At 60.4% G+C, this 26,496-nt stretch carries 25 protein-coding genes and 1 pseudogene; 9 read left to right on the top strand and 17 right to left on the bottom strand.

Going from position 1 to position 26,496, the window contains the following annotated elements; translation table 11 throughout:
• Positions 1 to 233 precede the first annotated feature (233 nt).
• The 5 genes from KW848_RS09295 to ppx all read left to right on the top strand — a co-directional run bounded on the left by KW848_RS09295 (position 234) and on the right by ppx (position 4,794).
• Entirely contained in the window at positions 234 to 1,019 is a 786-nt protein-coding gene (locus KW848_RS09295) for a transporter substrate-binding domain-containing protein (RefSeq protein WP_033060641.1), read from the top strand.
• Between the two features lie 21 nt (positions 1,020 to 1,040).
• A complete protein-coding gene (locus tag KW848_RS09290) occupies positions 1,041 to 1,712 on the top strand; it encodes an amino acid ABC transporter permease (RefSeq protein ID WP_111448347.1) in 672 nt (223 codons plus the stop codon).
• Positions 1,709 to 2,359, top strand: coding sequence for an amino acid ABC transporter permease (locus KW848_RS09285; RefSeq protein ID WP_192408991.1), 651 nt, complete (start codon positions 1,709 to 1,711; stop codon positions 2,357 to 2,359). The genes KW848_RS09290 and KW848_RS09285 overlap by 4 nt, the downstream gene beginning before the upstream one ends.
• Positions 2,346 to 3,083 (top strand): amino acid ABC transporter ATP-binding protein, encoded by a 738-nt coding sequence (locus KW848_RS09280; RefSeq protein WP_192408989.1) that lies wholly within the window; start codon positions 2,346 to 2,348, stop codon positions 3,081 to 3,083. Before KW848_RS09285 ends, KW848_RS09280 begins: the two co-directional genes overlap by 14 nt.
• Positions 3,084 to 3,291: 208 nt before the next feature.
• Positions 3,292 to 4,794, top strand: a complete 1,503-nt coding sequence (gene ppx / locus KW848_RS09275) for an exopolyphosphatase (protein ID WP_111448344.1) — start codon at positions 3,292 to 3,294, stop codon at positions 4,792 to 4,794.
• Positions 4,795 to 4,965: 171 nt separating this feature from the next.
• Here the strand turns inward: ppx and ppk1 are convergent, their stop codons facing one another.
• Both ppk1 and hemB read right to left on the bottom strand, forming a co-directional pair.
• Complete coding sequence (gene ppk1 / locus KW848_RS09270) at positions 4,966 to 7,188, bottom strand: polyphosphate kinase 1 (protein WP_111448343.1); 2,223 nt, start codon at positions 7,186 to 7,188, stop codon at positions 4,966 to 4,968.
• 18 nt (positions 7,189 to 7,206) lie between these two features.
• Positions 7,207 to 8,220 carry a porphobilinogen synthase gene (hemB, locus tag KW848_RS09265; RefSeq protein ID WP_111448342.1) on the bottom strand — a complete coding sequence of 338 codons (1,014 nt, stop codon included), beginning with the start codon at positions 8,218 to 8,220 and terminating at the stop codon, positions 7,207 to 7,209.
• A gap of 208 nt (positions 8,221 to 8,428) precedes the next feature.
• Between hemB and KW848_RS09260 the strand changes: the two genes are divergently transcribed.
• Positions 8,429 to 9,061: a DedA family protein gene (locus KW848_RS09260; RefSeq protein WP_111448341.1), complete on the top strand. Its 633-nt coding sequence runs from the start codon at positions 8,429 to 8,431 to the stop codon at positions 9,059 to 9,061.
• Here the strand turns inward: KW848_RS09260 and KW848_RS09255 are convergent.
• Entirely contained in the window at positions 9,042 to 10,277 is a 1,236-nt protein-coding gene (locus KW848_RS09255) for a sterol desaturase family protein (protein ID WP_218536634.1), read from the bottom strand. The genes KW848_RS09260 and KW848_RS09255 overlap by 20 nt on opposite strands.
• 115 nt (positions 10,278 to 10,392) lie before the next feature.
• On the opposite strand from KW848_RS09255, the gene elbB reads away from it, so the two are divergent.
• Positions 10,393 to 11,061 (top strand): isoprenoid biosynthesis glyoxalase ElbB, encoded by a 669-nt coding sequence (gene elbB, locus KW848_RS09250; RefSeq protein WP_192408981.1) that lies wholly within the window; start codon positions 10,393 to 10,395, stop codon positions 11,059 to 11,061.
• A gap of 116 nt (positions 11,062 to 11,177) precedes the next feature.
• On the opposite strand, the gene KW848_RS09245 is transcribed toward elbB, so the two are convergent.
• The 5 genes from KW848_RS09245 to KW848_RS09225 all read right to left on the bottom strand — a co-directional run bounded on the left by KW848_RS09245 (position 11,178) and on the right by KW848_RS09225 (position 17,196).
• Positions 11,178 to 11,633, bottom strand: a complete 456-nt coding sequence (locus tag KW848_RS09245) for a YaiI/YqxD family protein (RefSeq protein ID WP_008076086.1) — start codon at positions 11,631 to 11,633, stop codon at positions 11,178 to 11,180.
• A gap of 106 nt (positions 11,634 to 11,739) precedes the next feature.
• Positions 11,740 to 13,638 (bottom strand): FTR1 family protein, encoded by a 1,899-nt coding sequence (locus tag KW848_RS09240; RefSeq protein ID WP_218536633.1) that lies wholly within the window; start codon positions 13,636 to 13,638, stop codon positions 11,740 to 11,742.
• A gap of 212 nt (positions 13,639 to 13,850) precedes the next feature.
• Positions 13,851 to 14,483, bottom strand: coding sequence for a LysE family transporter (locus KW848_RS09235; RefSeq protein WP_218536632.1), 633 nt, complete (start codon positions 14,481 to 14,483; stop codon positions 13,851 to 13,853).
• Between the two features lie 221 nt (positions 14,484 to 14,704).
• Positions 14,705 to 15,286 carry a mechanosensitive ion channel family protein gene (locus KW848_RS09230; protein WP_218536631.1) on the bottom strand — a complete coding sequence of 194 codons (582 nt, stop codon included), beginning with the start codon at positions 15,284 to 15,286 and terminating at the stop codon, positions 14,705 to 14,707.
• The gene (locus KW848_RS09225; RefSeq protein ID WP_046045102.1) at positions 15,286 to 17,196 is read right to left on the bottom strand and encodes an ATP-binding cassette domain-containing protein; all 1,911 of its coding nucleotides are present in this window, start codon (positions 17,194 to 17,196) and stop codon (positions 15,286 to 15,288) included. Before KW848_RS09225 ends, KW848_RS09230 begins: the two co-directional genes overlap by 1 nt.
• Before the next feature lie 50 nt (positions 17,197 to 17,246).
• Between KW848_RS09225 and KW848_RS09220 the strand changes: the two genes are divergently transcribed.
• Positions 17,247 to 17,711 (top strand): TIGR02444 family protein, encoded by a 465-nt coding sequence (locus KW848_RS09220; protein ID WP_218536630.1) that lies wholly within the window; start codon positions 17,247 to 17,249, stop codon positions 17,709 to 17,711.
• On the opposite strand, the gene KW848_RS09215 is transcribed toward KW848_RS09220, so the two are convergent.
• Positions 17,708 to 18,781: an AlgP family protein gene (locus tag KW848_RS09215; protein ID WP_218536629.1), complete on the bottom strand. Its 1,074-nt coding sequence runs from the start codon at positions 18,779 to 18,781 to the stop codon at positions 17,708 to 17,710. The two genes, KW848_RS09220 and KW848_RS09215, sit on opposite strands and share 4 nt — an antisense overlap.
• 192 nt (positions 18,782 to 18,973) lie before the next feature.
• Here KW848_RS09215 and KW848_RS09210 point away from each other — a divergent pair, with 192 nt between their 5' ends.
• Positions 18,974 to 19,639, top strand: a complete 666-nt coding sequence (locus tag KW848_RS09210; protein WP_218536628.1) for an FKBP-type peptidyl-prolyl cis-trans isomerase — start codon at positions 18,974 to 18,976, stop codon at positions 19,637 to 19,639.
• A 38-nt stretch (positions 19,640 to 19,677) separates the two neighbouring features.
• Here KW848_RS09210 and KW848_RS09205 read toward each other — a convergent pair whose 3' ends face one another.
• The 8 genes and pseudogenes from KW848_RS09205 to KW848_RS32395 all read right to left on the bottom strand — a co-directional run.
• Positions 19,678 to 20,136, bottom strand: a complete 459-nt coding sequence (locus KW848_RS09205) for an Rsd/AlgQ family anti-sigma factor (protein ID WP_033053386.1) — start codon at positions 20,134 to 20,136, stop codon at positions 19,678 to 19,680.
• A 179-nt stretch (positions 20,137 to 20,315) separates the two neighbouring features.
• Positions 20,316 to 20,867: a disulfide bond formation protein B gene (locus tag KW848_RS09200; protein ID WP_218536627.1), complete on the bottom strand. Its 552-nt coding sequence runs from the start codon at positions 20,865 to 20,867 to the stop codon at positions 20,316 to 20,318.
• Positions 20,868 to 21,096: 229 nt separating this feature from the next.
• On the bottom strand, positions 21,097 to 22,335 hold the full coding sequence (locus tag KW848_RS09195) for a heme biosynthesis protein HemY (protein WP_218536626.1): 1,239 nt from the start codon (positions 22,333 to 22,335) through the stop codon (positions 21,097 to 21,099).
• The gene (locus KW848_RS09190) at positions 22,332 to 23,486 is read right to left on the bottom strand and encodes a uroporphyrinogen-III C-methyltransferase (protein WP_218536625.1); all 1,155 of its coding nucleotides are present in this window, start codon (positions 23,484 to 23,486) and stop codon (positions 22,332 to 22,334) included. Before KW848_RS09190 ends, KW848_RS09195 begins: the two co-directional genes overlap by 4 nt.
• A 16-nt stretch (positions 23,487 to 23,502) precedes the next feature.
• A complete protein-coding gene (locus KW848_RS09185; protein WP_218536624.1) occupies positions 23,503 to 24,270 on the bottom strand; it encodes a uroporphyrinogen-III synthase in 768 nt (255 codons plus the stop codon).
• On the bottom strand, positions 24,267 to 25,208 hold the full coding sequence (gene hemC / locus KW848_RS09180) for a hydroxymethylbilane synthase (protein WP_192408964.1): 942 nt from the start codon (positions 25,206 to 25,208) through the stop codon (positions 24,267 to 24,269). The genes KW848_RS09185 and hemC overlap by 4 nt, the downstream gene beginning before the upstream one ends.
• Before the next feature lie 137 nt (positions 25,209 to 25,345).
• Complete coding sequence (locus KW848_RS09175; protein ID WP_046045093.1) at positions 25,346 to 26,092, bottom strand: LytTR family DNA-binding domain-containing protein; 747 nt, start codon at positions 26,090 to 26,092, stop codon at positions 25,346 to 25,348.
• A pseudogene (locus KW848_RS32395) lies at positions 26,089 to 26,408 on the bottom strand (sensor histidine kinase); the annotation flags it as partial. The pseudogene KW848_RS32395 and the gene KW848_RS09175, both read right to left, overlap by 4 nt.
• Between the last annotated feature and the right edge of the window lie 88 nt (positions 26,409 to 26,496).

Here is a 26,496-nt window from a genome sequence, read left to right as displayed (position 1 = left end):
ATGAGCGGTTAGTTGTAAAGCTATTCGCGACGCCCGGCAAGTCGTGCCCCATGGGGGTTCGGAGATTTTCATGGATGCGCTATCGGGGTGCGAAACCATGCATGACTGTTCAGACCAGTAAGACCGAAAGACTCCAGCAAAACCGTGGCCTTGCGCCCCAAAAACCCGATATTGGCACGGCCCATGCTCTGTCGATCCGCAGAATTCACTTCTCGCCGATTCGGAGATTTGCCATGACCCAGCGTTACAGCGCCCTCCTCGCAGCCCTGTTTGCCAGCCTGATGCTGAGCCAGGCGCCCGCCCACGCCGACGGTCTGGAGGATGTGGTCAAGCGCGGCGTCCTCAAGGTGGCCGTGCCCCAGGACTTCCCGCCCTTCGGTTCGGTCGGCCCGGACATGAAACCGCGCGGCCTTGATATCGACACCGCCAAGCTGCTGGCCGACCAACTCAAGGTCAAACTCGAGCTGACGCCGGTCAATAGCACCAACCGCATTCCGTTCCTGACCACCGGTAAGGTCGATCTGGTGATCTCAAGCCTCGGCAAGAACCCCGAGCGCGAGAAAGTCATCGACTTCTCCCGCGCCTACGCGCCGTTCTACCTCGCCGTATTCGGTCCGCCAGACGCCAGCATCAAAAGCCTGGACGACCTCAAGGGCAAAACCATCAGCGTCACCCGTGGCGCCATCGAAGACATCGAGCTGACCAAAGTCGCGCCCGAAGGCGTGACCATCAAGCGCTTCGAAGACAACAACTCGACCATCGCCGCCTACCTCGCAGGGCAAGTTGACCTGATCGCCAGCGGCAACGTGGTGATGGTGACCATCAGCGAGCGCAACCCGAAACGCATTCCGGCGCTGAAAGTGAAGCTCAAGGATTCGCCGGTCTATGTCGGCGTGAACAAAAACGAGCCCGCGTTGCTGGACAAGGTCAACCAGATCCTCGCCACCGCCAAGACCGACGGCGCGCTGGAGAAGAACTCCCGGACCTGGCTCAAAGAGCCGCTGCCGGCTGATCTCTGATCGTCGTTGCGGAGACTGAACATGGCTTATCAGTTCGACTTTCTACCGGTGGTGCACAACACCGACCTGCTGCTTCGCGGTGCGCTGTTCACCCTTGAACTGACGGCCATCGGCGCGGTGCTCGGGGTGAGTCTGGGCATCGTCGGGGCGCTGGTGCGAGCGTGGAACATCCGTCCGTTCGCCGGCATTTTTGGGGTCTACGTCGAGTTGATCCGCAACACGCCGTTTCTGGTGCAGTTGTTTTTCATCTTCTTCGGCCTGCCGTCACTGGGGGTGCAGATTTCGGAATGGCAGGCGGCAGTGCTGGCGATGGTGATCAACCTGGGCGCCTATTCCACCGAGATCATCCGCGCCGGCATCCAAGCGATCCCTCGAGGACAGCTGGAAGCTGCCGCCGCGTTGGCGATGACCCGTTTCGAAGCGTTCCGCCACGTGGTGCTGCTGCCGGCACTGGGCAAGGTTTGGCCGGCATTGAGCAGCCAGATCATCATCGTCATGCTGGGTTCAGCCGTCTGCTCGCAAATCGCCACCGAAGAACTGAGCTTCGCCGCCAACTTCATTCAGTCGCGCAACTTCCGCGCCTTTGAGACCTATGCCCTGACCACACTGCTCTACCTGTGCATGGCGCTGCTGATCCGCCAGTTGCTGAACTGGATTGGTCGCCGTTTTATCGCAAGGAGCAGCAACCAATGAGCGATTTCACCTTCTGGGACGTCGTACGCAACCTGCTCACGGGCCTGCAATGGACCCTGGCGCTATCGCTGGTGGCATTTATCGGTGGCGGACTGATCGGCTTGCTGGTCATGGTCATGCGCATCTCGAAAAAATCCCTGCCGCGTAACTTCGCCCGCACCTACATCGAACTGTTCCAGGGCACGCCGCTGTTGATGCAGCTGTTTCTGGTGTTCTTCGGCGTGGCGTTGGCGGGGATAGAGATTTCGCCATGGATGGCGGCGGCGATAGCCCTGACGCTGTTCACCAGCGCCTACCTGGCAGAGATCTGGCGTGGTTGCGTCGAGTCGATCCCCAACGGCCAGTGGGAAGCCTCGTCGAGCCTGGCGTTGAACCCGTTGGAGCAACTGCGCTACGTGATCCTGCCGCAAGCGCTGCGGATTGCCGTGGCGCCGACCGTGGGCTTCTCGGTGCAGGTGGTCAAAGGCACCGCCGTCACCTCGATCATCGGCTTCACCGAACTGACCAAGACCGGCGGCATGCTCGCCAACGCGACCTTCGAACCGTTCATGGTCTACGGCCTCGTGGCCCTCGGTTACTTCCTGCTCTGCTACCCCTTGTCCCTCAGTGCGCGCTATCTGGAAAGGAGACTGCATGCCTCTGCTTAGAATCTCGGCCCTGCATAAATATTACGGCGACCACCATGTGCTCAAAGGCATCGACCTCAGCGTCGAGGAAGGCCAGGTGGTGGCGATCATCGGCCGCAGCGGCTCGGGAAAATCCACCTTGTTGCGCACCCTCAATGGCCTGGAATCGATCAACGACGGCGTGATTGAAGTCGACGGCGAATACCTCGACGCCGCCCGTGCCGACCTGCGCAGCTTGCGACAGAAAGTCGGAATGGTGTTTCAGCAGTTCAACCTGTTCCCGCACCTGACGGTCGGCGAGAACGTGATGCTCGCACCGCAAGTGGTACAGAAAGTGCCGAAAGCCAAAGCGGCCGACCTTGCGCGAGAGATGCTGGAACGGGTCGGGCTGGGGGAAAAATTCGATGCCTTCCCGGATCGGTTGTCTGGCGGGCAGCAACAGCGGGTGGCGATTGCCCGGGCGCTGGCGATGTCGCCGAAGGTCTTGCTGTGCGATGAAATTACCTCGGCGCTGGACCCGGAATTGGTCAATGAAGTGCTGAGCGTGGTCCGGCAACTGGCCAAGGAAGGGATGACGTTGATTATGGTCACCCACGAGATGCGTTTTGCCCGGGAGGTTGGGGATAAGTTGGTGTTCATGCATCAGGGCAAGGTGCATGAGGTGGGGGATCCGAAAATTCTATTCGCCAACCCGCAGACCACGGAGTTGGCGAATTTCATTGGCACTGTTGAAGCGACAGCCTGAAAGAGCCTCAGTGTCTTTAATGCCCTCATCGCTAGCAGGCTAGCTCCCACAGGGGTACGCATTCCAATGTGGGAGCTAGCCTGCTAGCGATTGACCGCGCAGCGGTCACCGACTTTCCTGCGTCGGATCAAGGCTTTGAACACTGCGCGTTGGCGGCAGCGTTTGATCGTGGCACGATGTCGAGGTTATCGACCGAGACCCCCTGACCATGCCGCAATCCCAAGCCAAGAATCTGTCCCTGATCGCCGCAATCGACCTGGGCTCCAACAGCTTTCACATGGTCGTGGCCAAGGCCCAGAACGGCGAAATCCGTATTCTCGAACGACTCGGGGAGAAGGTTCAGCTGGCCGCCGGCATCGACGATGAGCGTCAGCTCAGTGAAGAATCCATGCAACGCGGGCTCGATTGCCTGAAGCGTTTTGCCCAACTGATCAACGGTATGCCGCCCGGCGCCGTGCGGATCGTCGGCACCAACGCCCTGCGTGAAGCCCGTAACCGTGGCGAATTTATCCGCCGCGCTGAAGAAATCCTTGGCCACCCGGTGGAAGTCATCTCCGGCCGTGAAGAAGCACGCCTGATTTACCTCGGAGTTTCCCACACCCTCGCCGACACCCCGGGCAAACGCCTGGTGGCCGACATCGGCGGCGGCAGTACCGAATTCATCATCGGCCAGCGCTTTGAACCACTGCTGCGCGAAAGCCTGCAAATGGGCTGCGTCAGCTACACCCAGCGCTATTTCAAGGATGGCAAGATCACCCCGGCCCGCTACGCCCAGGCGTACACGGCGGCGCGGCTGGAGATCATGAGCATCGAACACGCCCTGCACCGGCTGACCTGGGATGAAGCCATCGGCTCCTCGGGCACCATTCGTGCGATTGGCCTGGCGTTGAAGGCTGGCGGTCATGGCACGGGCGAGGTTAATGCCCAAGGCCTGGCCTGGCTCAAGCGCAAGCTGATCAAGCTCGGCGACGTCGAGAAGATCGACTTCGAAGGCATCAAGCCTGACCGCCGGGCGATCTTCCCGGCGGGCCTGGCGATTCTCGAAGCGATCTTCGATGCCCTCGAACTGCAACGCATGGACCACTGTGAAGGCGCCCTGCGCGAAGGCGTGCTCTATGATCTGCTAGGCCGCCATCATCACGAAGACGTCCGTGAGCGCACCCTTAGCTCGCTGATGGAGCGTTATCACGTCGATCTGGAACAAGCGGCGCGGGTTGAGCGCAAGGCGTTGCATGCTTTCGATCAAGTGGCTGAGGATTGGGAGCTGGATGACGGGGTCTGGCGTGAATTGCTCGGCTGGGCGGCCAAGGTCCATGAAGTGGGCCTGGACATCGCTCACTATCAGTATCACAAACACGGCTCCTACCTGATTGAGCACTCGGACCTGGCCGGGTTCTCCCGCGAAGACCAGCTGATGCTCGCGCTGCTGGTGCGCGGCCACCGCCGCAATATTCCCCGGGACAGGTTTGCCGATTTCGGCGATGACGGCATCAAGCTGATTCGCCTGTGCGTGCTGCTGCGCTTTGCGATCCTGTTCCATCACATCCGTGGCACCCAGGAAATGCCCCAGGTCGTGCTGCACGCCAACCGCGACAGCCTTGATGTGCAGTTCCCGGAAAACTGGCTGGACGAAAACCAGCTGACCCAGGCCGACTTCGCCCTTGAAGCGGAGTGGCTGACCCGCGTCGGCTTTGTGCTTAACGTTCGCTGAAAATGAAAAAGGCCTTCTTCGGAAGGCCTTTTTTTGTGTCCGCAATTCAGCAAACAACACATTGCCCCCTGTGGGAGCGGGCTTGCTCGCGAATGCAGTGTGTCAGTCAATATTGATGTCGACTGACACACTGCATTCGCGAGCAAGCCCGCTCCCACAAGGGTACGTGTGTTAACGAACGGCGAGGATCGGGCTGCCCAAACGCTCCAGCAAAGTCGCCTGCGCGCTGCGCGGGTTCTGGTTGCCGGTCGGCGTGTTGCGGATGTAACGACCGTCCGCCTGCAGGCTCCAGCTGTGAGTGTTATCGGTGAGATACAGCTCCAGCTCTTTCTTGACCCGCATGATCAGCTTCTTGCCCTCGACCGGGAAGCAAGTCTCGACGCGCTTGTCGAGGTTGCGCTCCATCCAGTCGGCGCTGGACAGGAACATCTGCTCTTCGCCGCCATTGAGGAAGTAGAAGACCCGGGTGTGCTCCAGGAAACGCCCGATGATCGAGCGCACGTGGATGTTGTGCGAAACCCCGGCAATGCCCGGACGCAGGCAGCACATGCCGCGCACCACCAGATCGATACGCACCCCGGACTGGCTGGCCTTGTACAGCGCGCGGATGATCTTCGGATCGGTCAGCGAGTTGAACTTGGCGATGATGTGCGCCGGTTTGCCGTCGAGGGCGAACTGGGTCTCCCGGGCAATCATGTCGAGCATGCCCTTCTTCAACGTGAACGGCGCGTGCAGCAGCTTCTTCATGCGCAGGGTTTTACCCATGCCGATCAGCTGGCTGAACAGTTTGCCGACGTCTTCGCACAAGGCGTCATCCGAGGTCAGCAAACTGTAGTCGGTGTACAGACGGGCGTTGGCCGCGTGGTAGTTGCCGGTCCCCAAGTGGGCGTAACGGACAATCTCGCCCGCCTCGCGACGCAAGATCAGCATCATTTTGGCGTGGGTCTTGAAGCCGACCACGCCGTAAATCACCACCGCACCGGCCGCTTGCAGACGGCTGGCCAGTTGCAGGTTGGACTCTTCGTCGAACCGCGCACGCAATTCGATCACCGCAGTGACTTCCTTACCGTTACGCGCTGCATCGACCAACGCATCAACGATTTCCGAGTTGGCGCCGGAGCGGTACAGGGTCTGACGAACCGCCAATACATGCGGGTCCTTGGCCGCCTGGCGCAGCAGGTCGACCACCGGGGTGAAGGACTCGAACGGGTGCAGCAGCAGAATGTCCTGCTTGCTGATCACGCTGAAGATGTTCTCGCTGTTTTGCAGCAGTTTCGGGATCTGCGGGGTGAACGGCGTGTATTGCAGCGCTCGCTGACTGTCCAGACCAGTAATGCTGAACAGGCGGGTCAGGTTGACCGGACCGTTGACCTGGTACAGCTCGGTCTCGTGCAGGTTGAACTGCTTGAGCAAGTAGTCGGACAGGTGTTTCGGGCACGTGTCGGCGACTTCCAGACGCACCGCGTCACCGTAGCGACGGGAGAACAACTCGCCGCGCAGGGCGCGGGCCAGGTCTTCCACATCTTCGGTGTCGACGGCGAGGTCGGCGTTTCGGGTCAGGCGGAACTGGTAGCAGCCCTTGACCTTCATGCCCTGGAACAGGTCATCGGCGTGCGCATGGATCATCGACGACAGGAACACGTAATTGTCGCCAGCGCCGCCCACTTCTTCCGGCAACTTGATGACGCGCGGCAGCAAACGTGGCGCCGGGATGATCGCCAGACCGGAATCGCGGCCGAAGGCGTCGATACCTTCGAGCTCGACGATGAAATTCAGGCTCTTGTTCACCAACAATGGGAACGGGTGCGTCGGGTCGAGGCCGATCGGGGTAATGATCGGCGCGATCTCGTCGCGGAAATAGCGGCGCACCCAGGTTTTGATCTTGGTGGTCCAGTGACGCCGGCGGATGAAGCGGACCTGATGTTTCTCCAGTTCCGGCAACAGAATGTCGTTGAGGATCGCGTACTGGCGGTCGACGTGACCGTGTACCAATTCGCTGATGCGGGCCAGGGCCTGATGCGGTTGCAGGCCATCGGCGCCGGCCTGTTCGCGGGCGAAGGTGATCTGTTTCTTCAGGCCGGCCACCCGAATCTCGAAGAACTCGTCCAGGTTGCTGGAGAAGATCAGCAGAAACTTCAGCCGCTCCAGCAACGGATAGGACTCATCCAGCGCCTGCTCCAGCACGCGGATGTTGAACTGCAGTTGCGAGAGCTCGCGATGGATGTACAGGCTGCTGTCATCCAGGCCGGGAATGGCAATCGCTGGCGCCGCTATTACGGGCTCGGCCACCACCGCAGGTGGAGCAGGCTCCAGTTCCGGCGGGGTTTCGGCGATTTGCTCCATCACAGGTTGAGCATCTTTTACGGCAACTTCAGTGAGCACTTCGGTATTCATCGAATGTTCCTGGGAGGGCTATTTTTGCTCTCGTAACAATTGAGCAGCACGGACGGCAAAGTAAGTCAGGATGCCATCAGCGCCTGCACGTTTAAAAGCGGTCAGGGATTCGAGGATAACCCCTTCGCTCAACCAGCCATTCTGGATCGCCGCCATGTGCATGGCATATTCACCGCTGACCTGATAAACAAAGGTCGGCACTTTAAATTCTTCTTTGACCCGGTAAAGGATGTCCAGATACGGCATGCCTGGCTTGACCATGACCATGTCCGCGCCTTCTGACAAGTCCGCCGCCACTTCGTGCAAGGCTTCGTTGCTGTTGGCCGGGTCCATTTGATAGGAAGCCTTGTTGGCCTTGCCCAGGTTCAGCGCCGAACCGACCGCATCGCGGAACGGGCCGTAATAGGCGCTGGCGTACTTCGCCGAGTAGGCCATGATCCGCACGTTGACGTGATCGGCCAGCTCCAGCGCTTCGCGGATCGCCTGGATGCGACCGTCCATCATGTCCGACGGGGCCACCACCTGAGCGCCGGCTTCGGCGTGGGACAGCGCCTGCTTGACCAGTGCGTCGACGGTGATGTCGTTCTGCACGTAGCCTTCTTCGTCGAGGATACCGTCCTGGCCATGAGTGGTGAACGGGTCCAGGGCGACGTCAGTGATCACACCCAACTCCGGGAACCGGTCACGCAGGGCGCGGGTGGCGCGCTGGGCAATGCCGTTGGGGTTCCAGGCTTCGGCGGCGTCCAGAGACTTGAGCTGCGGCGGCGTCACCGGGAACAGCGCCAATGCCGGAATCCCCAGCTCGACCCACTTGGCCGCTTCTTCAAGCAACAGATCAATGGTCAGGCGCTCGACGCCCGGCATCGACGCCACCGCTTCGCGACGGTTTTCACCGTCCAGCACGAACACCGGCAGGATCAGATCGTCGACGGTCAGAATGTTTTCACGGACCAGTCGACGCGAAAAATCATCACGACGATTGCGACGCAGGCGGGTTGCTGGGAACAGACGGTTGGCGGGGGTAAAGCTCACGGCAGACTCCTGAGCCCGCGTTGGCGGGCGAGCGTGACAGTTATAAGCGGCCATTATGACGAAGACATGACAGTTGTGCTTAGCCCTGTGACACGTAGCCGCATTCCATTGTCCTTGTAGGAAATGTTCACGTCGAGACACATTTGGACACTTTCATGAATGATCACGAAGGGTTAGGCTGCGCGTTCATTTCGCCAGCATCCAGACAATGCTCCAACAATTTCTTCAGGAATTCGGCTACTTCGCCCTCTTTCTCGGCACGTTTTTCGAAGGCGAAACCATTCTGGTGCTCGCAGGCTTCCTCGCGTTCCGCGGATACATGGACCTCAAAGTGGTCATGATCGTGGCGTTCCTCGGCAGTTATGCCGGCGATCAGCTGTGGTATTTCCTTGGACGCAAGCACGGCCGCAAGTTGCTGGCGCGCAAACCGCGCTGGCAATTGATGGGTGATCGGGCGCTGGAACACATCCGCAGGCACCCGGACATCTGGGTACTGAGCTTCCGCTTTGTCTATGGCCTGCGCACGGTGATGCCGGTGGCGATCGGCCTGTCGGGCTATCCGCCAGGACGTTATCTGCTGCTCAACGGGATTGGGGCCGCGATCTGGGCCGCGGCGCTGGCTGCCGCCGCCTACCACTTCGGTGCAGTACTCGAAGGCATGCTCGGCAGCGTCAAGAAGTACGAGCTGTGGGTGCTCGGCGCCCTGCTGATACTGGGCTTTTGCCTGTGGCTGCGCCGACGCTTCAAGAACGCCCGTCTGGCGAAAAAGATCTACGCCGACGAGCAGGCCTTGAAAGCTGAACAAGCCAAAACCAACGAACCTACGACGCCAGTCGAGTGAAACGGTTTCTGCAACAGTAGAGACCAATACCACTGAGCAGGCTGTAACTCAGCAGGCCGACCCAGCCTGCCGCGCTGGCCGGCCACAGCCCAACGACCGGTGCCAGCCACACCAGCGGCACATTCGACGCCAGGCGCAGCAGCTCAAGCTTCAGCGCCCACGGGCGATTCTCCAGGGCCACGCCCAACGTAAACAAACCCAGCGCCACGGCACTCCAGCCGAGCACCAGCGCGGCGGTTGGCAAATCCTGCTCCAGGTTCATCAAGTAGCTGCCCAGGGCGATGTAGACGCAGAACTGCAACACGACGTAAAGCTGCTGACGCCCGTCCAGCGGCACCTCGAATTTACGGAACTGACTCAGGTCGGGCTTGTTCATCGGGTACCTGGCCGCCACATCCGCCGGCCGCCAACCGGTGCGCATGAACCAGATGCGCAGCTTGTCCCATTTGCTTTGCGCACGCCGCGCGTCATCCCACAGCTGCGCGTAGAACTGCACGTTCGCCCACAACGGATTCCAGCTCGCGAGCGGCGTGGTCACGCCGAAAATCACCGGTTCGTTATCGTCCTCTTCCTGGAACGAGCCAAATAGACGGTCCCAAATAATGAACACCCCGCCGTAGTTGCGATCCATGTAGAGAGCGTTCTGTGCATGGTGGGCCCGATGATTGGACGGCGTGACAAAGAACCACTCGAACCAGCCGAGCTTGGGAATGTGCTTGGTATGCACCCAGAATTGGTACAGCAAGTTCAGCGAGGCGACGCTGATGAACACCAGCAACGGCACGCCGAGCACGGCCATCGGCAGATAGAAAATCCAGCTCAACAGGAAGCCGGTACTGGTCTGGCGCAGCGCCGTGGACAGGTTGTAGTCCTCACTCTGGTGATGCACCGAATGCGCCGCCCAGAGGATGTTCCGTTCGTGGCCCATGCGATGCAGCCAGTAGTAGCAGAAGTCGTAGAGGACGAAGGCGAATACCCAGACCCAGACGCTGTCAGCCGAGAGTTCGACCAGCGTCAGGTGCTTGAGGGCAAACGCATACGTCACCAGGCCGACGCCTTTGGTCAACAGGCCGGTGGTGGTCGACAGCACGCCGGTGCTCATGCTGTTGATCGCGTCCGCCACGCGATAATTGCTCACCCCGCGCCAACGGTCGGCCAGCAGTTCGACGGCAATCAGCACAAAGAAAAACGGCACCGCATACAGAATGAAGTCCATGACGCGTCCTGATCGGAATCTTGAGGACAGATCCTAGGTGTAGCCGCGATTTAACCCTATGGCAACGAGTGACAAATTAGTGGACATTTAACGCCATGAATCTGGAGAAAAGCCCATGAGCAAAAAAATTGCAGTGATCCTGTCCGGCTGTGGCGTGTACGACGGCGCCGAGATCCACGAAAGCGTGATCACCCTGCTGCGTCTGGACCAGCGGGGAGCTCAGGTGCAGTGTTTCGCACCGAACATCACGCAGTTGCATGTGATCAATCACCTGACCGGCGAAGAAATGCCCGAGTCGCGCAACGTGTTGGTGGAATCGGCGCGGATCGCCCGGGGCAACATCAAGGATATCCGCGAAGCGGACGTGGAAGACTTTGATGCGCTGATCGTTCCCGGCGGATTTGGATCGGCCAAGAACCTGTCGAACTTTGCCGTCGAAGGCGCCGGATGCAGCGTTCAACCTGACGTCCTGGCGTTGACCGAAGCGTTCGCCGAGGCCGGCAAGCCGGTCGGGCTGATCTGCATCTCGCCGGCACTCGCGGCGAAGATCTATGGACCGGGCGTGACCTGCACCATCGGCAACGATGCCGATACTGCCGCCGCCATGAACAAGATGGGCGCTACCCACGCCGACTGCGCGGTAACTGACATCGTTGAAGACAAGGCGCGCAAACTGGTCAGCACCCCGGCGTACATGCTGGCGCAATCGATCAGCGAGGCAGCGTCAGGCATCAACAAACTGGTAGACCGCGTGCTCGAACTAACCCACGAAGACGACGCCTGACACCGTTCAGTGTGGGAGTGAGCCTGCTCGCGATAGCGGCCTAACCGTCGACATCAATGTTGAATGTGCCGACCCCATCGCGAGCAGGCTCGCTCCCACAGGGACCGCCGTCATGCTTAAGACTTGCGCGATAACCGCGTGAGTATCCGGTCCAGCGCATTGGCAAACGCCTGCTTCTCGCGCTCACCAAATGGCGCTGGCCCGCCGCTCATCTGCCCCTGCTCACGTAGATCGGTAAACAGGTTACGCACTGCCAACCGATCGCCCATGTTCTGCGCATCGAACTCTTTACCCCGTGGATCCAGCGCCGCAACGCCCTTTTTCACCAGACGGTCGGCCAGCGGCACATCGCTGCAGATCACCAATTCTCCGGGGACCGCGTGTTCCACCAGATAGTCGTCGGCGGCATCTGGACCGCTTGGCACCACGATCAGCTTCACCAGGGCCAAGCCCGGTTTGATCTGCGGCTGGCCGGCCACCAGCACCACTTCGAACTGGCGCTTGAGGGCGAACTTCACCACCAGATCCTTGGCCGCCCGCGGGCAGGCGTCGGCATCGATCCACACACGCATAGTTTTTTCCTCCGTTAAAAGCATCGCGAGCAGGCTCGCTCCCACAGGTTGTACGCAATTCCTGTGGGAGCGAGCCTGCTCGCGATTGTGAGCGCAGCGAATGCTGTTAAGAAACCTGCACCCGCCGCTTCTCAGCTATCCAGCTACGGCTGTACAACACGACGATCGCAATGATCGCCACCGCCTGCGCACTCAGCGAATACGCATCAGCGTGGATCCCCAGCCAGTCGAATTCAAAGAACGGCACCGGCCGAGTGCCGAAAATCCCGGCTTCCTGCAACGCCTTCACGCCATGCCCGGCAAACACCACCGACAACGCGCACAACAGACCGGCGTTGATACTGAAGAACAACGACAGCGGCAATTTCGCCGAACCGCGCAGGATCACCCAGGCCAGACCCACCAACAATACCAACGCCGTCGCACCACCCGCCAGTACCGCGTTATGGCCCGCTGGACCTGCCTGCAACCACAGGGTCTCGTAGAACAGAATCACTTCAAACAGTTCGCGATACACCGAAAAGAACGCCAGCGTCGCAAACCCGAAACGCCCACCGCCGCCTACCAGGCTGCTCTTGATGTAATCCTGCCAGGCCGCCGCGTGACGACGATCATGCATCCACACACCGAGCCAAAGCACCATGACCGCAGCGAACAACGCCGTCGCACCTTCCAGCAATTCCCGTTGCGAGCCGCTGACATCGATCACATACGCTGCCAGCGCCCAGGTCCCCAGACCGGCCAGCAGCGCCAAGCCCCAACCGACGTTGACGCTGCGCACCGCCGATTCCTGGCCGGTATTGCGCAGGAACGCGAGGATTGCCGCCAACACCAGAATCGCTTCCAGGCCTTCGCGCAACAGAATCAACAAACCGGAGAGGTAGCTCAGGGACCAACTCAAGCCGTCGCTGCCCAGCAGGCCGGCGGATTCCTTCAATTTGGCCTTGGCCGCGTCCAGACGCTGCTGGACCTGAGCCACCGGCAAACCGTCCTGCAACGACTGCCGGTAAGCCATCAGCGATTTCTCAGTGTCTTTGCGCACGTTGGCATCGACGTTATCCAGAGAACTTTCGACCAGTTCGAAGCCCTCAAGATAAGCCGCCACCGACAGGTCATAGGCCTGATCGTGATCACCCGCACGATAGGCCGCGACGCTCTTGTCCAGGGTCGCGGCGGTGTAGTCGAGCAACTGTGCCGGACCACGCTTGACCTGCGGCGGTTGCGCTCGCTGCGCACGGAAGGTCGCCGCCGCTTGCGGCCCCTCGGCGATTTGCACTTCTGCGGGAGTCTGACGGGCCAGGTCGGCGATGTTGTAGGTCTTCTCGGCTTTTGCAGCAGCCGGATCGGCGCTGAAACTGGCGATGTAGGTTGCCAGGTCCCAACGCTGACGATCGTCCAACTGATCGGCGAAGGCCGGCATGTCGGTGCCTTCGACACCGAGGCCCAGAGTGCTGTAGATCGCGTAGAGGCTCAGGTGATCCAGGCGCGCCGCATCACGCAGATTGGCTGGCGGCGGCGCCATGCCGACGCCCGCCGGGCCATCACCTGCGCCCGCGTCGCCGTGGCACACCGAGCATTGCTGTGCGTACAGCGGCGCACCACGACTCGGGTCGGGGGTAATCACTGGAGCCTGACTGACTTCATAAGCCACCGCCAGCTTCGCCCCAAGTTGCCGCGCCTGACGGGCGACGTCCGCACCGTCTTTGCGCGCAGAGATTGCACTGCGCAAGTCGCTGACGCCCTGCTCCAGCTCCGCGCGTTCGGGCCTGGCCGGCAATCCGCTGATCAGGTCTTGCAGAACCCCGAGAAACTCCAATTGTTCGCGGTATTCCGACTCATCAATGACCTTGCCGGCCTGGACCGTTACCGGGTAATCGGCGCCAATGTAATCGAGCAAATGCAGCGCCTTTGGCGCGCCTTCCGCCGTTTCGGCCAGCGCGTTGAAGCTGCAAAACGCAATAACAGGCAGCACTAGCCATGCCAGAAAGCGGGAGGAGGCAATCATGAACGAATCTCAAATGGAAATACGAAGTAACACATTGTTCACTCCCAATGCGTTTCACTCAAGCTTTGTTGGTATTTCCTGCACGACAGCGTGCAAAGTCAGCGTGTCTAGCCCTGAAAAACAGATCAGAAGGTGTAAACCTTGTTCAGGACGGGACAGCGACAAATAAAAAAGGCGACCTGAAAAGGTCGCCTTTTTTGTGCCTGGCGGTTTTACACCACTGCTTTGCGAAGGGTCGCCATGAATGCCGCCGCACCAATGAACAGCCCGGCAAACGTGCGGTTCATGCGTCTCTGCTGCTTGGGCGTGCGCAACATCCGCAGCACCTTCGATGCCAGTCCGGTGTAACCGGCCATGACGATCAGGTCGACGCAGATCATGGTCACACCGAGGATCAGGTACTGCGCCACCAGCGGCGCATGTGGATCAATGAATTGCGGCAGCACCGCGAGCATGAACACCAACGCCTTGGGGTTGCTGACGTTCACCAGGAAACCCCGGAACACCAGCGCCAGCGGCTTGCCGATTTGCCGGACGGCCGCGTCGTCGCTCATGTCATGGGGCAGCGCACGCCATTGCTTGACTGCCAGGTAAACCAGATAGGCCACGCCAAACCATTTGATCGCGTAGAAAGCGCTGGCCGACGCCGCGAGGATTGCACCGACACCGGCGGCGACAATCGCAATCTGTAACGCCAGACCCAGTTGCAGGCCCAGGGCGTTCCAATAACCGCGCCAGAAACCGTATCGCAGACCGCTGGACATCGACGCAATGGCGCCGGCACCGGGAGACAGGCTGATCACCCAGCAGGCGGCAAAAAACGCCAGCCATGTTTGAAGCACCATCGCACACCTCGACTCAGACTCGTGACAGACGTCTAAGCTAATGCGGCTTTGGGCCGATGACTACCGATTTTTTTTCAGGACAGAGTGGACTGCCGACCAGCGTTTATGGCTTGAGGCCCCCTTCGCGAGCAAGCCCGCTCCCACATTTGATTTGTGTTCGCCGCAGATCCCCTGTGGGAGCGGGCTTGCTCGCGAAAGCGGTATGTCAGGCAACAGAAGGCTTACTTTTCAAAACCGTTGGAAGGGAATACATCGCTGCCGCGCCAGCGTCGAACCGAGCGCTGGAAGAACAGGCTATTGGGCACTTGCACCATGGCACTGCCGGTGCCAAGTTCTTCCGCTTCAATCAGCGTGGTGTAGAGCAGATTAATCGCAACAACCCGGCCTTTGACGCCGGGCTTGTCGGTGGTGTCCACCAACTCGACCACATCACCGATCCGAAATGGGCCGACGGTGAAGATCAGGATGGCGCACAACAGATTCGAGAGCACGCTCCACATGGCGAAGAACGCCACTGCCGCTACCGCGACAAACCCGGACAACGCGGTCCAGAGCACCGTAGCCGAAACGCCGAGGCGTTCCAGGACGAAGATCAGCGCGCTGCCCATGATCAGCCAGCGCAAACCACCACGCAGCGGCATCAGCAACTGCGGCGGTAACGGATAGCGCTCGCCCAGACGCGTCAGGCACTTGGCCACGAAGCGCTGAGCGATGTAGCCCGCCAACAAGATCAGCAGGATTTGCCCAAAGAGCCACAGAGGCTCAATCCACACGGCAGCCAATGGCAGCTTGAACGCTTCCATCAAGACAGAGCCTCCAGCTCCGCCTGCATGCTTTCCAGCAACTCCAGCGCTTCCATCCAGGCTTCTTCCAGCTCGGCTTCACGGACCTTCAGCTTGGCCTGCTCGGCCAGCAGATCACGCAAATCGTTTTTGCGCGCCGGCTCGTAAATGTCGCTGTCGCCGAGGCTGGTATCGATCTTCGCCAGTTTCTCGTGCAGCTTGCCCAGTTCGGCTTCGAGCTTGTCAGCCTCGCGCTTGTGCGGTGCCAGTTGCTGACGCAACGCGGCCGCCGCCTGGCGCTGGGCCTTCTTGTCGGTCTTGTCCGGATTGACCGGCGTATTGCTGACCGGGGCATTGCGCTGACGGTAGTCCACCAGCCAACGGGTGTAGTCTTCCAGGTCGCCGTCGAACTCCTCGACCTTGCCGTCCGCCACCAGATAGAAATTGTCGGTGGTGCTTTTGAGCAAATGGCGATCATGGGAGACCACCAGTACCGCGCCACTGAATTCCTGCAGGGCCATGGTCAGCGCCAGGCGCATTTCCAGGTCCAGGTGGTTGGTCGGTTCGTCGAGCAGCAACAGGTTCGGTCGGCCCCAGGCGATCAATGCCAGCGCCAGACGGGCCTTTTCGCCACCGGAGAAGTTCAGCACCGGCTCATCGATACGCGCACCGCGGAAGTCGAATCCACCGAGGAAATCGCGCAGCGTCTGCTCGCGCTCGGTCGGCGCCAGGCGCTGCATGTGCAGCAGCGGGCTGGCCTTGGAGTCGAGTGAGTCCAGCTGATGCTGGGCGAAGTAGCCAACGACGGTGTTCTCGCCACGGGTCAGTCGGCCGGACAACGGTTCGAGTTCACCGGCAAGGTTTTTGATCAGGGTCGATTTACCGGCACCGTTCGGGCCAAGCAAACCGATCCGCGCACCGGGGGTCAGTTGCAGCTTGACCTTCTCCAGCACGGCTCGCTCGCCGTAACCCAGTCGGGCGTCGGAGAGATCAATCAACGGGCTGGAGATTTTCACTGATTCGCGGAAAACGAAATCGAATGGCGAATCGACGTGGGCGGCGGACAGTTCTTCCATCCGCTCCAGCGCCTTGATCCGGCTCTGGGCCTGACGGGCCTTGGTGGCCTGGGCCTTGAAGCGGGCGATGTAGCTTTCCATGTGCGCACGTTGCGCCTGTTGCTTCTCGTAGGCCTGCTGTTGCTGGGCCAGACGTTCGGCGCGAGCGCGTTCGAAGGCGCTGTAACCACCGCGATACAGGGTGATCTTGCGCTGATCGACGTGGGCCACGTGATCGACCACGGCATCGAGGAAGTCCCGGTCGTGGGAAATCAGCATCAAGGTGCCAGGATAGCTTTTGAGCCATTCTTCGAGCCAGATGATGGCGTCGAGGTCCAAGTGGTTGGTCGGTTCGTCGAGCAACAACAAGTCCGAGGGGCACATCAAAGCCTGCGCCAGGTTCAGACGCATCCGCCAACCACCAGAGAAATCTCCTACCTGGCGATCCATCTGCTCATTGGTGAACCCAAGGCCGGCCAGCAGTTTTCGGGCCCGGGCATCGGCGGTGTAACCGTCGGCGCTGTCGAGTTCCGAGTGCAGGCGGGCCTGAGCGGTACCGTCATGGGCCGCTTCGGCTGCCGCGAGGTCGCGTTGCACCTCACGCAGGCGCAGGTCGCCATCGAGCACATAGTCGACCGCCACCCGATCGAGGGTGTCGATCTCCTGGCGCATGTGGGCGATGCGCCAGTCCGCCGGCAAGAAGCAATCACCCGAATCCGGGTGCAGGTCACCCAGAAGCAAGGCGAACAGGCTCGATTTGCCGGCACCGTTGGCACCGATGAGGCCGGCTTTGTGGCCGGCGTGCAGGGTCAGCTCGGCGTCTTCTAGCAGACGTTGCGGGCCACGCTGTAAAGTCAGGTTCTGAAGTCGAATCATAATGGCGGCGGAGTCTACCAGCTTCGCTCGCAACTGGCGCGAGTAGCACTATGTCCTCTGACCTGTGGAGCTTTTCCCTTAGTACTTACGCCCGTCCCGGCGTTGAACCCGCGTGCCTGCAATTGCAGTCGGCGGGTATCAATGTGTGCTTGCTGCTCTGCGGGCTGTGGCTGGGAGAACGTGGCGTCGCCTGTAACGAACACCGATTGCAGCAACTGCGTAGCGTGGCCGAGCCGTGGGACGCAGACGTGGTGCAACCGCTGCGAGCCTTGCGGGTGAATTGGAAAGTCGTCGCCGCCGTCGATGGCGAACTGAATGCCTTGCGCGAGCGAGTGAAGGCACTCGAACTGGAAGCCGAGCGACATCTGTTGTTGCGACTGGAGAGAACGGCGCAAAGTTGGCCGCAGGGTGACGCGGTCGATCTAGCGGCCTGGCTGGCAGGTGTGACGGCAGGCGCCGTCCACCTGGACCGCGACGCGCTGCATCAGCTGCGCGTCGCGGCAACCGGCACTTAGGAAGCGCTGGTTGGGGTGGTTGCTGCGATCGATGCGGCGGCCGGCGTTGGCGCTGGCGGCGTTGTCGAGGTAGCTGCTGCTAAAGCAGACGTTGCCGCCGGAACCGGGTTGGCTGGCTTGACAACTGGCGCGGTGGCCGGCTTGGCGGCAACAGGTTTTTTCACCGCGGGTTTTGCAGCAGGCTTGGCCGCGACTGGCTTGGCAGCAGGTTTAGCCGCAGCAGGTTTTGCTGCTGGCTTAGCGGCTGGTTTGGCAGCAGCTTTTACCGCCGGTTTTGCAGCTGGTTTTGCAGCAGCTTTAGCCGCAACAGGTTTGGCAGCCGGCTTGGCCGCAGGTTTCGCCGCCGCAGTTTTGGCTGCAGGTTTAGCGGCCGTTTTTGCTGCTGGTTTGGCTGCGGCAGTTTTCGCCACGGCTGGTTTTGCAGCAGCCGTTTTTGCAGTGGCTGGCTTGGCGGCGGCAGGCTTGGCAGCCGTCGTTCTAGCAGCCGGTTTCGCAGCGCTGGCAGCGACTGGTTTTCTCGCCGCAGGTTTCGCTGCTGGTTTTGCTGCTGGTTTTGCTGCGGCTTTCACCGGTGCTTTGGCAGTCGGTTTGGCGGCAGGCTTGGCCGGTGCTTTTGCAGCAGCCGGTTTGGCAGCGGCTTTCTTGGCAGGAGCCGCAGCAGGCTTGGCCGAACGCAGGGACAACGCCTTGCCGACAGCCTCTTGTACACGACCGACACCCTGGGCCAGTTTCAGGCTTTCTTGAGCATCGCGCTTGAGTTGCAGAATGTAGCTGCGAGTTTCGGATTGACGATCCTTGAGGGCATCGAGCAAGTCCTCAAGCTCCTTCACCGCGCCCTTGGCTTTGGCTTGTGCCTTGGCCTTGCCGGCCGCCGCAGCGTCCTGCAATTTGGTACGGGACTTGTGCAGTTTTTCTTGTGCTTTTCCGCGTTGCTTTTCCAGTTTGGCGAGCAGTTTTTCAGCATCAGCCAAGGCTTGGGAGCAAGCGTTTTCCAGATGCTCGAGCAAGCTGCCCGAGAGTTGTTGGAGTAAGTGCAACGGAGTATTTACAGGCTTCTTGGTGGCCGACATGGTTTACCTCCTGGCTGACGTGGGTGCGGCTCATACTAGACCTCTGCTGCTACCGCCGCTAGGGCATCTTGACAGTATCCAAAGCGCGACGTTGCAACGGATTGAAATTCTTCTGCGCTTGCGCAAAACCAGTTCACCGTCGAGCGCATTCACACTGGCATAATCCCCCGCACCTCAGGTCGGAGAGTGCCCATGTCGCGCTACCTTTTTTTATCACTGTGCGTGTTTTTTTCCGTGGCCCAGGCCGCCGAAAAAACCAAAGAAAATGACACTCATGATCTCTCTTACAGCCTGGGCGCAAGTCTCGGCGAACGCCTGCGCCAGGAGGTTCCCGATCTGCAACTTCAGGCGCTGATCCAAGGCTTGCAACAAGCCTATCAAGGCAAACCCCTGGCGCTGAAAGATGAGCAGATAGAACAGATTCTTGCCGAGCACGAAGCCCAGGTCGCCTTGCAACCGAGCACGCCGCAAAGCGAAATCGCACTCGAAAAAGAGCAGGCTTTTCTCGCCGAGGAAAAAGCCAGACCGGGCGTTCGTGAGCTGGCCGATGGAATATTGCTAACGGAGTTGGCGCCAGGCACGGGTGCCAAAGCTGGCCCCAACGGCAAAGTCCAGGTGCTGTATATCGGTCGCCTTCCCGACGGCACGGTGTTCGATCAGAACAGTCAGCCGCAGTGGTTCAGTCTCGACAGCGTGATCAGCGGCTGGCGCAGCGCGTTGCAGCAAATGCCGGTCGGTGCGAAATGGCGCCTGGTGATTCCATCGGCCCAAGCCTATGGCGCCGAGGGTGCCGGCGACCTGATTGCGCCCTTCACACCGCTGGTATTCGAAGTCGAACTGCGCGGTGCCACAGGCTGAATACCGCACCGTTTTTGGAGGTCTCACAGGAAGGAGGTTCAGGCCTGAACCGGGTCCTCTTCCTTGTGAGCGGTGTGCAGCACTTCGATCAGGCAGTCTTCCAGTTCGAAGCGCTCGTGCAACAGGCCACCGAGCTCTTTGAATTTCTCTGCCACGCATTGACCTGCATCACACAGGTCATTGAACGCGAGGAGCTTCTCGGTGATGACGTCGATACGAGGGTAGATGGTCTCGGCCAGCTCGAGCCCGCGAGTATCACCAAACGCTTTGGCTTCGCCGGTCAGCTGTTCGTAGATCTCGAAGTGCCCGGCAGACACGTAATCGACCAGCACGCCGCAGAATTCCTGCAACGGCTTACGGTTCTCACCCAGTGCCTCAGGCTTGGCGCCGAGAGCATCATAGGCCCGAACCAGCTCGTGACGCTCCTGCAACCAGCGATCGATCAGCAGATGCACTCCACCCCAACGTTCCTGAGCATTCTGACAACTTTCGAGCATGGTGATCTCTCTTCCCTTGTGGGTCATGCTGCCCTACACCCGTCGCCACACTTGAAGGTCAAGTATCGGCCAGGCAGAGCGTCATTCGAGCAACACAATTCCAATGACACGTGCGGGCCAGATTATGCCCGCGCGACAATGGCTTCAAGGTACGCAGGAGATAAAGTTCATACAAGTGTTTAATCACCCGCCACCACCCGGTGCGACGAACCGCCGCTGAGCGGTCGCAGACAGGCTTTCCAGACAAGTCGCAGCAACTGGTAAATACCTAAAATCGTCATCGCCATGAAGAGCAGCAGGCTCCACTCAGGAATGCTCAGGTCGAACAGTGTCCAGGAAATCTCCGCGCACTCTGCCTCCCCTTTAAACATCTGTGTCACTTGGCAAAACCAGGGCATGTCCTCGTACTGAACAGCCAGATCAGGCGGGCACGTCATCAGCCGATGCGTTGGATCGCTCTGCAGCACTACCTGCCGCCACGCCGTGACCGTACCCGCCAGACTGCAAAACAGCCCGAGCATCCAATACAGGAAAGAGCCAAAGCGGCCCGGCCCATGCACCGAAGCCACCAGGCAGATACCCGTGAGCAATGCGAGGCAAAAGCGCTGCAACAGGCACAACCCGCAAGGCTTGAGGCCGACCGCATATTCCAGGTAATAAGACACGCCCAGGACCAGGGCACCTGCAATGAAAGCCATGAAAAACAAGGAGCGTGAGCAGGCCAAAGACATGGCATTTCCGTAACAGTAGAGACAGGCAGTTACGGTAGAGGAAAGCGCTGCAGCCTTTCAAGGCAGGCCAGCGGGGACACTTCAACAGAAGTGTAGGGAATTCCCGACAGGAACGAGAGGATTAGGTGTAGTCCTCTGTAGGACTATGCCGTTGATGGACTATAAAGGTAAAATTCCGACAGTTTGCAGGCGACTGGATCGCTCCTTCGAGCGACCCGTCATCCACTCTTCAAGCGTGAACAGGAACCGGCAACGGTGCCGCCAGCAAGCGCTCGTCCAGCAAGACCAAGCCCTCCTGGAACAACTGATTGCTGCGTTCTGTGTCACCCAGCTGCGCCAGCAGCCGCGCCAGTTCCGCACAGGCTTCCGGGTTGCGCTGCACTCGCAGGCTGCTTTCCAGATAGTCCCGGGCCTTGCCCCAAAGGCTGCTTTGCAGACACAAGCGCCCCAAAGTCAGCAGCAGGCTCGGATCGGCCGGATGATCCTTGAGCCAACCCTCGGCCGTGTGCAGTTGACGTGCCGGATCGCTGCCGCGAACGAGTCCATAGAGGCGCGCCAGATGACTGTCATAGTTGCGCTTGAGCGCCGTCCGCAGGATCTCTTCGGCCTCGACCTGAGCACCCAGTTGCCGAAGTTGCTCGGCATAAGCGAGCACCAGTTGCGGTTCCTGACGCTGAGCTGAGGTCAACTGCTGCCAGGCGCGATTGAGCGATTGCAAGCCGACCGTCCCGTCTTCTTCCCGATGCGCCGCCAGGGACAGGTTCTCACCCCAGGCCCGGCGTTCCAGTTCGGCCAGTTCGGCCGGTGGCAGGACCTTATCCTTGCGCAGCTCCGGCAGCAGACGAATCACGGCCGACCAGTCGCCCCGCTGTTGGTGCAAGCGCTGCAACTGGCGCAAGGTCTGGACGTTATGAGGATGACGCTCGCGCATGGCTTGCAGGGTCACCAGGGCGCCGTCGGTATCGCCGCGGTCGGTCTGTAATTGCGCGTGGCTCAGGGCAATCGCCAACTCTGCCTGGGGCTGTCGCTCAAGTGCGCGCTCCAGCAGGTTGTCGCTTTCCTCGTATTGACCTTGTTCGTTCGCGGCCCTGGCGGCACCGAGGTAGTAAAGCAGAGGCTGGCGCTCGGCTTCCGCAGCCCGATGCAGATGGCGCTGCGCACTGGCCCAGCGACCTTCGGCCAGATCCAGCTGACCGTGTTCAATCGCCACCTGCACCCGGCGACTGCGATTGCGCCGCGACCAGGGATTGACCACGCCGCTGGAGGTCGTCACCAATTCGATCAACGCCTTGATGCCCCAGAACACCAGCCAGAGCACGGCGACCAACGCCAGGGTTGCCCACAGACTAGACTCGTAACGGAAGCTTTTATAGGCGACCAGCACGTAACCGGAATGCTCGGCAATCGCCAGCCCGAGCGCGGCAGCAGCGGCGATCACCAGGAACACGATCACATAGAGGCGTTTCATGGCGTCGCCTCCTGAATGGTGTCCGCGGCAGGTTTGGCCATCGGTTTGATCGAGTCCTCGGCGTTGACGTTACGCCGCTCCAGATACCCTTGAACTGCACTCAGCGTGCCGGTCAGGTCTGGCGTGACAACGGTGACCGGTTGCTTGCTCAACTCGCCAACCTGCTCAAGCATCACTTTGCTCTGAGGGTTGTCCGGGTTGAAGTTGCCCTTGAGCACGTCCCGCGCTTCGGCCAGCGCCTGGGTATAAACCGCGGCCTGGCCATTGAGCGCGGCCCATTGCGCCTGCTCCAGTGCCAGGCTCAGGGCCAGGCGCACCTGGCTCAGGCTCTGCCCGGCCAGCAACGGACGCACATTCTTGTCGGCGTTGAAGTCGATGCGGATGTAGCGCGAGACCTGATCCCACCATTGCGCCCAACGACTGGCGCCGTCGCCATCAGCGGTGAGACCCAACAGGGATTCGCCACGGTCCTTGTACTCGGGTGCCAGCTCGGTGAGGCTGATCACCTGATCGCGCAGCGCCCCCAGTCGCAGGAACAGACCGGTGCGATCCGGCTGTTGGGTGCTACGCAATGCCACCAGCGTTTTGGCCACTTGCTCGCGAGCGGCAAAGGAACCCGGGTCGTTCTGTTCGCGCAGAATCTCATCGGCGCCCTGCACCAAAGCCTGGGCACTGCTGATGTCCTGCAACGCGGAAAGACGCAGGCTGGCCAGACGCAGCAGGTGCTCGGCCTCGGCCAGACGCCAATCCTTGCGGCTGGCGCCGAGAACCGTTTCCAGACGTTGATTCAGGCGTTGCTGATCGCCTTGAAGTTGAATGACCAAACGACTGCGCGCGTCTAGCTCGGCGGCGGCAGGCATTTGTTCCAGGCGAGCAGTCAGGCGTTGTTCATTGAGCTTCAGGTCCTGTGCCTGATCGTTCAATGCCTGGACCTGACTCAACTGCAGTTGAGTATTGGCTTGCAGGTGACGCACCTGCCAGACTCCCCAACCGCCCACGGCGACACCGGCAGCGCCCAGCAACAGCGCGACGATTGCCAGCCCATTGCCTCGGCGCTGCACTGCAGCAGGTGGCCCGGTTTCAACCGGTGCTTCAACCGGTGCATCGAGCACTGGCTTGACGTCATCTTTAGGCAAGGCTGTTTCGCTCACGTATCCATCCTTTGCATTAGAGAACGGGTCCGGGATGCTCCCGCAACGCCGTCAGCAAAGCCGCGGCACTGGCGCCACGACAATCCACAACTGTTTGGGCCCCGGCGGCACGTGCCAGCTCGGCAACCCTGGGGCTTGGAACAAACAACGGCAACCGCGCCAATTGCGGCCAGGCATCGCCGGCCAATTGATACAGGTGCTCAAAACCCTGTCCACTGCTGACCACCAGCCCGTTCAAGCGTTCCGCTTCGATCCGGTCAGGCAGCGCTGCCGGCGGGTACGGCGGCAGGTCGCGGCGGTACAACTCCAGATACTCGACACTAGCACCAAGCTCGCGCAAACGCTCAGCCAGCAACTCACGCCCGCCCTCCCCACGCATGATCAGCACGCGCGGACCGGGCCGCGCGATTGCCTCGCGCAACTGAGGAAGTTCAAGCAAGGCTTCGCTGTCATCGCCCTCCACCGGAAAGCTGATGTCCAACCCGCGATCCTCGAGGATCTGCGCGGTGGCGGCGCCCACGCTGAACCACTTCAAACGAGGGGGTTGCGGCCGATACCTGTCGAGCAGATCCACGGCAATTCTGGCGGCCGGCTTACTGACCACGATCACCGCGCAATAGCGATCCAGCCCCTGAATCATCTCGCGCATTGTGTCAGAGGCAGGAATCGGCTCGATCTCCAAAAGCGGCAAACTGCTGCTGAAAATCCCCTTTTCGGCCAAAAGACTGCTCAGCGCCGCCGACTCATCCGCGGGACGCGTCAGCAGCAGGCGCCAACCCGTCACTCGTGACCTGCCTCGCCGTAGACTGCTTTCAGAATGTCGTTGGCGCCTTGACTCAGCAGGTCTTCAGCCACTTGCACGCCCAAGGCTTCGGCGTCGCTTCGTGGCGCACGAGCCTCGGCGCTGAGCAGCAGACCGCCGTTCGGATCACCGACAAGACCCCGCAACCAGATCTGCTCGCCTTCAAGCACGGCATAGCAGGCGATCGGCACTTGGCAGCCGCCATTCAAATGTTTGTTGAGAGCACGTTCGGCGGTCACGCGGATGGCGGTGTCCTGATGGTGCAGCGGTGCCAACAGCGCGTGAATTTCGCTGTCGACGCTGCGGCATTCGATACCCACCGCGCCTTGGCCACCGGCCGGCAGACTGTCGTCGACGCTGATGGCCGAGGTGATGCGATCTTCAAAGCCCAGACGAATCAGGCCGGCGGCAGCGAGGATAATCGCGTCGTATTCGCCTGCATCGAGCTTGGCCAGGCGCGTGTTGACGTTGCCGCGCAGGAAGCGAATTTCCAGGTCCGGACGACGGGTCAGCAACTGGGCCTGACGGCGCAGGCTGGAGGTGCCGACGATGCTGCCTTGCGGCAATTCGTCCAGGCTGGTGTAGGTGTTGGAGACGAATGCATCGCGCGGGTCTTCGCGCTCGCAGATGCAAAACAGACCGAGGCCTTCAGGGAAGTCCATCGGCACGTCTTTCATCGAGTGCACCGCGATGTCGGCTTCGTTTTCCAGCAGCGCGGTTTCCAGTTCTTTGACGAACAGGCCCTTGCCGCCGATTTTCGACAGTGGCGAGTCGAGCAACTTGTCACCGCGACTGACCATGGGCACCAACGTCACGAGCAGACCCGGATGGGCCTCTTCCAGACGGGCTTTGACGTATTCGGCCTGCCACAGGGCGAGTGCACTTTTACGGGTGGCGATGCGGATTTCGCGAGAGGACATGGATCAATCCGTACTGAATAGATACGGCGGATAATAACAGCTCAGCCAAATCCACTTTGACTTGTATCAGAAACCGCGTGGCCTCCCTGGCCTCAGACATCCAGCAATCGGGATGAAACCCGCCCGTAAATGGCGGATTAAAGCTGTTGCATCATCTTGCGCACGCCGGCCACATGCCGTCGGCTGACGATCAGGGCGTCGCCGTTCAAGCCTTTGAGGAACAGCTGAAAATGCCCCAGAGGCGTGCGTTGCAGACGTTCGATGCGCTCGCGGGCGACCAGCGCATTGCGGTGGATTCGCACGAAGCGATCGCCAAATTCATCTTCAAGGGCCTTGAGCGGCTCATCCAGCAGCACTTCGCCGCCTTCGTGGCGCAAGGTCACGTATTTGTGATCCGCAATGAAGTACACCACCTGACCCAACGGGATCAGCTCGATGCCTTTACGGGTACGGGCGCTGATGTGGCTGCGCGGGCCGCTGCCACTTTCGGCGGCGGGACGGGTCAGGGCCGCGAGCTGGACGCGATTGGGCCGCTCGGCTTTTTTCAACGCTTCATGTAATTGTTCTGTACGCACAGGTTTCACCAGATAGCCTACGGCGCTGGCCTGTAAGGCTTCCACGGCAAATTCATCGGGGCCTGTGCAAAACACCACGGCGGGCGGGGTTTCGCGTTCGCACAATCGTGCAGCCACTTGCAGGCCATCGAGGCCCGGCATGCCGATATCGAGCAGCACGATATCGGGTTTGTGGCTGTCGATCAGAGCCAACGCTTCATCGCCGTTCGTGGCGCTAGGCTCCAGGACACTGTATCCCTCGAGTTCGCCAACCATTCGGCTCAGGCGCTCGCGGGCAAGGGGTTCGTCATCAACGATCAGGACATTCATATTGCGCTGGATTCCTGCGTGAGTCTCGCACAAGGATAGCGTAGACAGGTGAAGTGACGTCCGTCACCGCGATCCACGCTAAGACTAGCGCGAGGGCCAAAAAGTGCCGCCCGACCGACGGCTAAATTTTCATCTGTCGTGCGTTTGGCGGTCCTGGCCCGCATTGGCGAGGCATCACCGTAGGGTTTGTTGATACACAATATGAACACCCCCTCTTCTTATAGTCAGCTGCAGCGTCTGGAAGTGCGCTGATCCTACTGTCCAACTGTAGACGGTTGCCGGCACGATATTGCTCAATTGAAAAATATCGTTGCGCAAATCCCCTCGGCGCTGATTCGAGTATGGGCCGCCACCTGAGAAAAAAACGTATCGACCAGTGTCAGCGACAGGATTGGCAACCCTGT

Source organism: Pseudomonas sp. PDM25, from assembly GCF_019219045.1.
Lineage (GTDB): Bacteria > Pseudomonadota > Gammaproteobacteria > Pseudomonadales > Pseudomonadaceae > Aquipseudomonas.
Note: the sequence above shows the minus strand (reverse complement) of the source record. Positions and strands in the feature narration are given on the sequence as shown.

What these genes read in the sequence shown, in the direction of transcription:
- KW848_RS09195 (WP_218536626.1), bottom strand. Translation starts at nt 22,335, where the DNA reads ATGAAACGCCTCTATGTGATCGTGTTCCTGGTGATCGCCGCTGCTGCC.
- KW848_RS09280 (WP_192408989.1), top strand. Translation starts at nt 2,346, where the DNA reads ATGCCTCTGCTTAGAATCTCGGCCCTGCATAAATATTACGGCGACCAC.
- KW848_RS09290 (WP_111448347.1), top strand. Translation starts at nt 1,041, where the DNA reads ATGGCTTATCAGTTCGACTTTCTACCGGTGGTGCACAACACCGACCTG.
- KW848_RS09205 (WP_033053386.1), bottom strand. Translation starts at nt 20,136, where the DNA reads ATGCTCGAAAGTTGTCAGAATGCTCAGGAACGTTGGGGTGGAGTGCAT.
- KW848_RS09175 (WP_046045093.1), bottom strand. Translation starts at nt 26,092, where the DNA reads ATGAATGTCCTGATCGTTGATGACGAACCCCTTGCCCGCGAGCGCCTG.
- KW848_RS09220 (WP_218536630.1), top strand. Translation starts at nt 17,247, where the DNA reads ATGTCCTCTGACCTGTGGAGCTTTTCCCTTAGTACTTACGCCCGTCCC.
- KW848_RS09260 (WP_111448341.1), top strand. Translation starts at nt 8,429, where the DNA reads ATGCTCCAACAATTTCTTCAGGAATTCGGCTACTTCGCCCTCTTTCTC.
- KW848_RS09240 (WP_218536633.1), bottom strand. Translation starts at nt 13,638, where the DNA reads ATGATTGCCTCCTCCCGCTTTCTGGCATGGCTAGTGCTGCCTGTTATT.
- ppk1 (WP_111448343.1), bottom strand. Translation starts at nt 7,188, where the DNA reads ATGAATACCGAAGTGCTCACTGAAGTTGCCGTAAAAGATGCTCAACCT.
- KW848_RS09215 (WP_218536629.1), bottom strand. Translation starts at nt 18,781, where the DNA reads ATGTCGGCCACCAAGAAGCCTGTAAATACTCCGTTGCACTTACTCCAA.
- KW848_RS09255 (WP_218536634.1), bottom strand. Translation starts at nt 10,277, where the DNA reads ATGGACTTCATTCTGTATGCGGTGCCGTTTTTCTTTGTGCTGATTGCC.
- KW848_RS09285 (WP_192408991.1), top strand. Translation starts at nt 1,709, where the DNA reads ATGAGCGATTTCACCTTCTGGGACGTCGTACGCAACCTGCTCACGGGC.
- KW848_RS09230 (WP_218536631.1), bottom strand. Translation starts at nt 15,286, where the DNA reads ATGGAAGCGTTCAAGCTGCCATTGGCTGCCGTGTGGATTGAGCCTCTG.
- elbB (WP_192408981.1), top strand. Translation starts at nt 10,393, where the DNA reads ATGAGCAAAAAAATTGCAGTGATCCTGTCCGGCTGTGGCGTGTACGAC.
- hemC (WP_192408964.1), bottom strand. Translation starts at nt 25,208, where the DNA reads ATGTCCTCTCGCGAAATCCGCATCGCCACCCGTAAAAGTGCACTCGCC.
- KW848_RS09245 (WP_008076086.1), bottom strand. Translation starts at nt 11,633, where the DNA reads ATGCGTGTGTGGATCGATGCCGACGCCTGCCCGCGGGCGGCCAAGGAT.
- ppx (WP_111448344.1), top strand. Translation starts at nt 3,292, where the DNA reads ATGCCGCAATCCCAAGCCAAGAATCTGTCCCTGATCGCCGCAATCGAC.
- KW848_RS09225 (WP_046045102.1), bottom strand. Translation starts at nt 17,196, where the DNA reads ATGATTCGACTTCAGAACCTGACTTTACAGCGTGGCCCGCAACGTCTG.
- KW848_RS09200 (WP_218536627.1), bottom strand. Translation starts at nt 20,867, where the DNA reads ATGTCTTTGGCCTGCTCACGCTCCTTGTTTTTCATGGCTTTCATTGCA.
- KW848_RS09295 (WP_033060641.1), top strand. Translation starts at nt 234, where the DNA reads ATGACCCAGCGTTACAGCGCCCTCCTCGCAGCCCTGTTTGCCAGCCTG.
- KW848_RS09210 (WP_218536628.1), top strand. Translation starts at nt 18,974, where the DNA reads ATGTCGCGCTACCTTTTTTTATCACTGTGCGTGTTTTTTTCCGTGGCC.
- KW848_RS09235 (WP_218536632.1), bottom strand. Translation starts at nt 14,483, where the DNA reads ATGGTGCTTCAAACATGGCTGGCGTTTTTTGCCGCCTGCTGGGTGATC.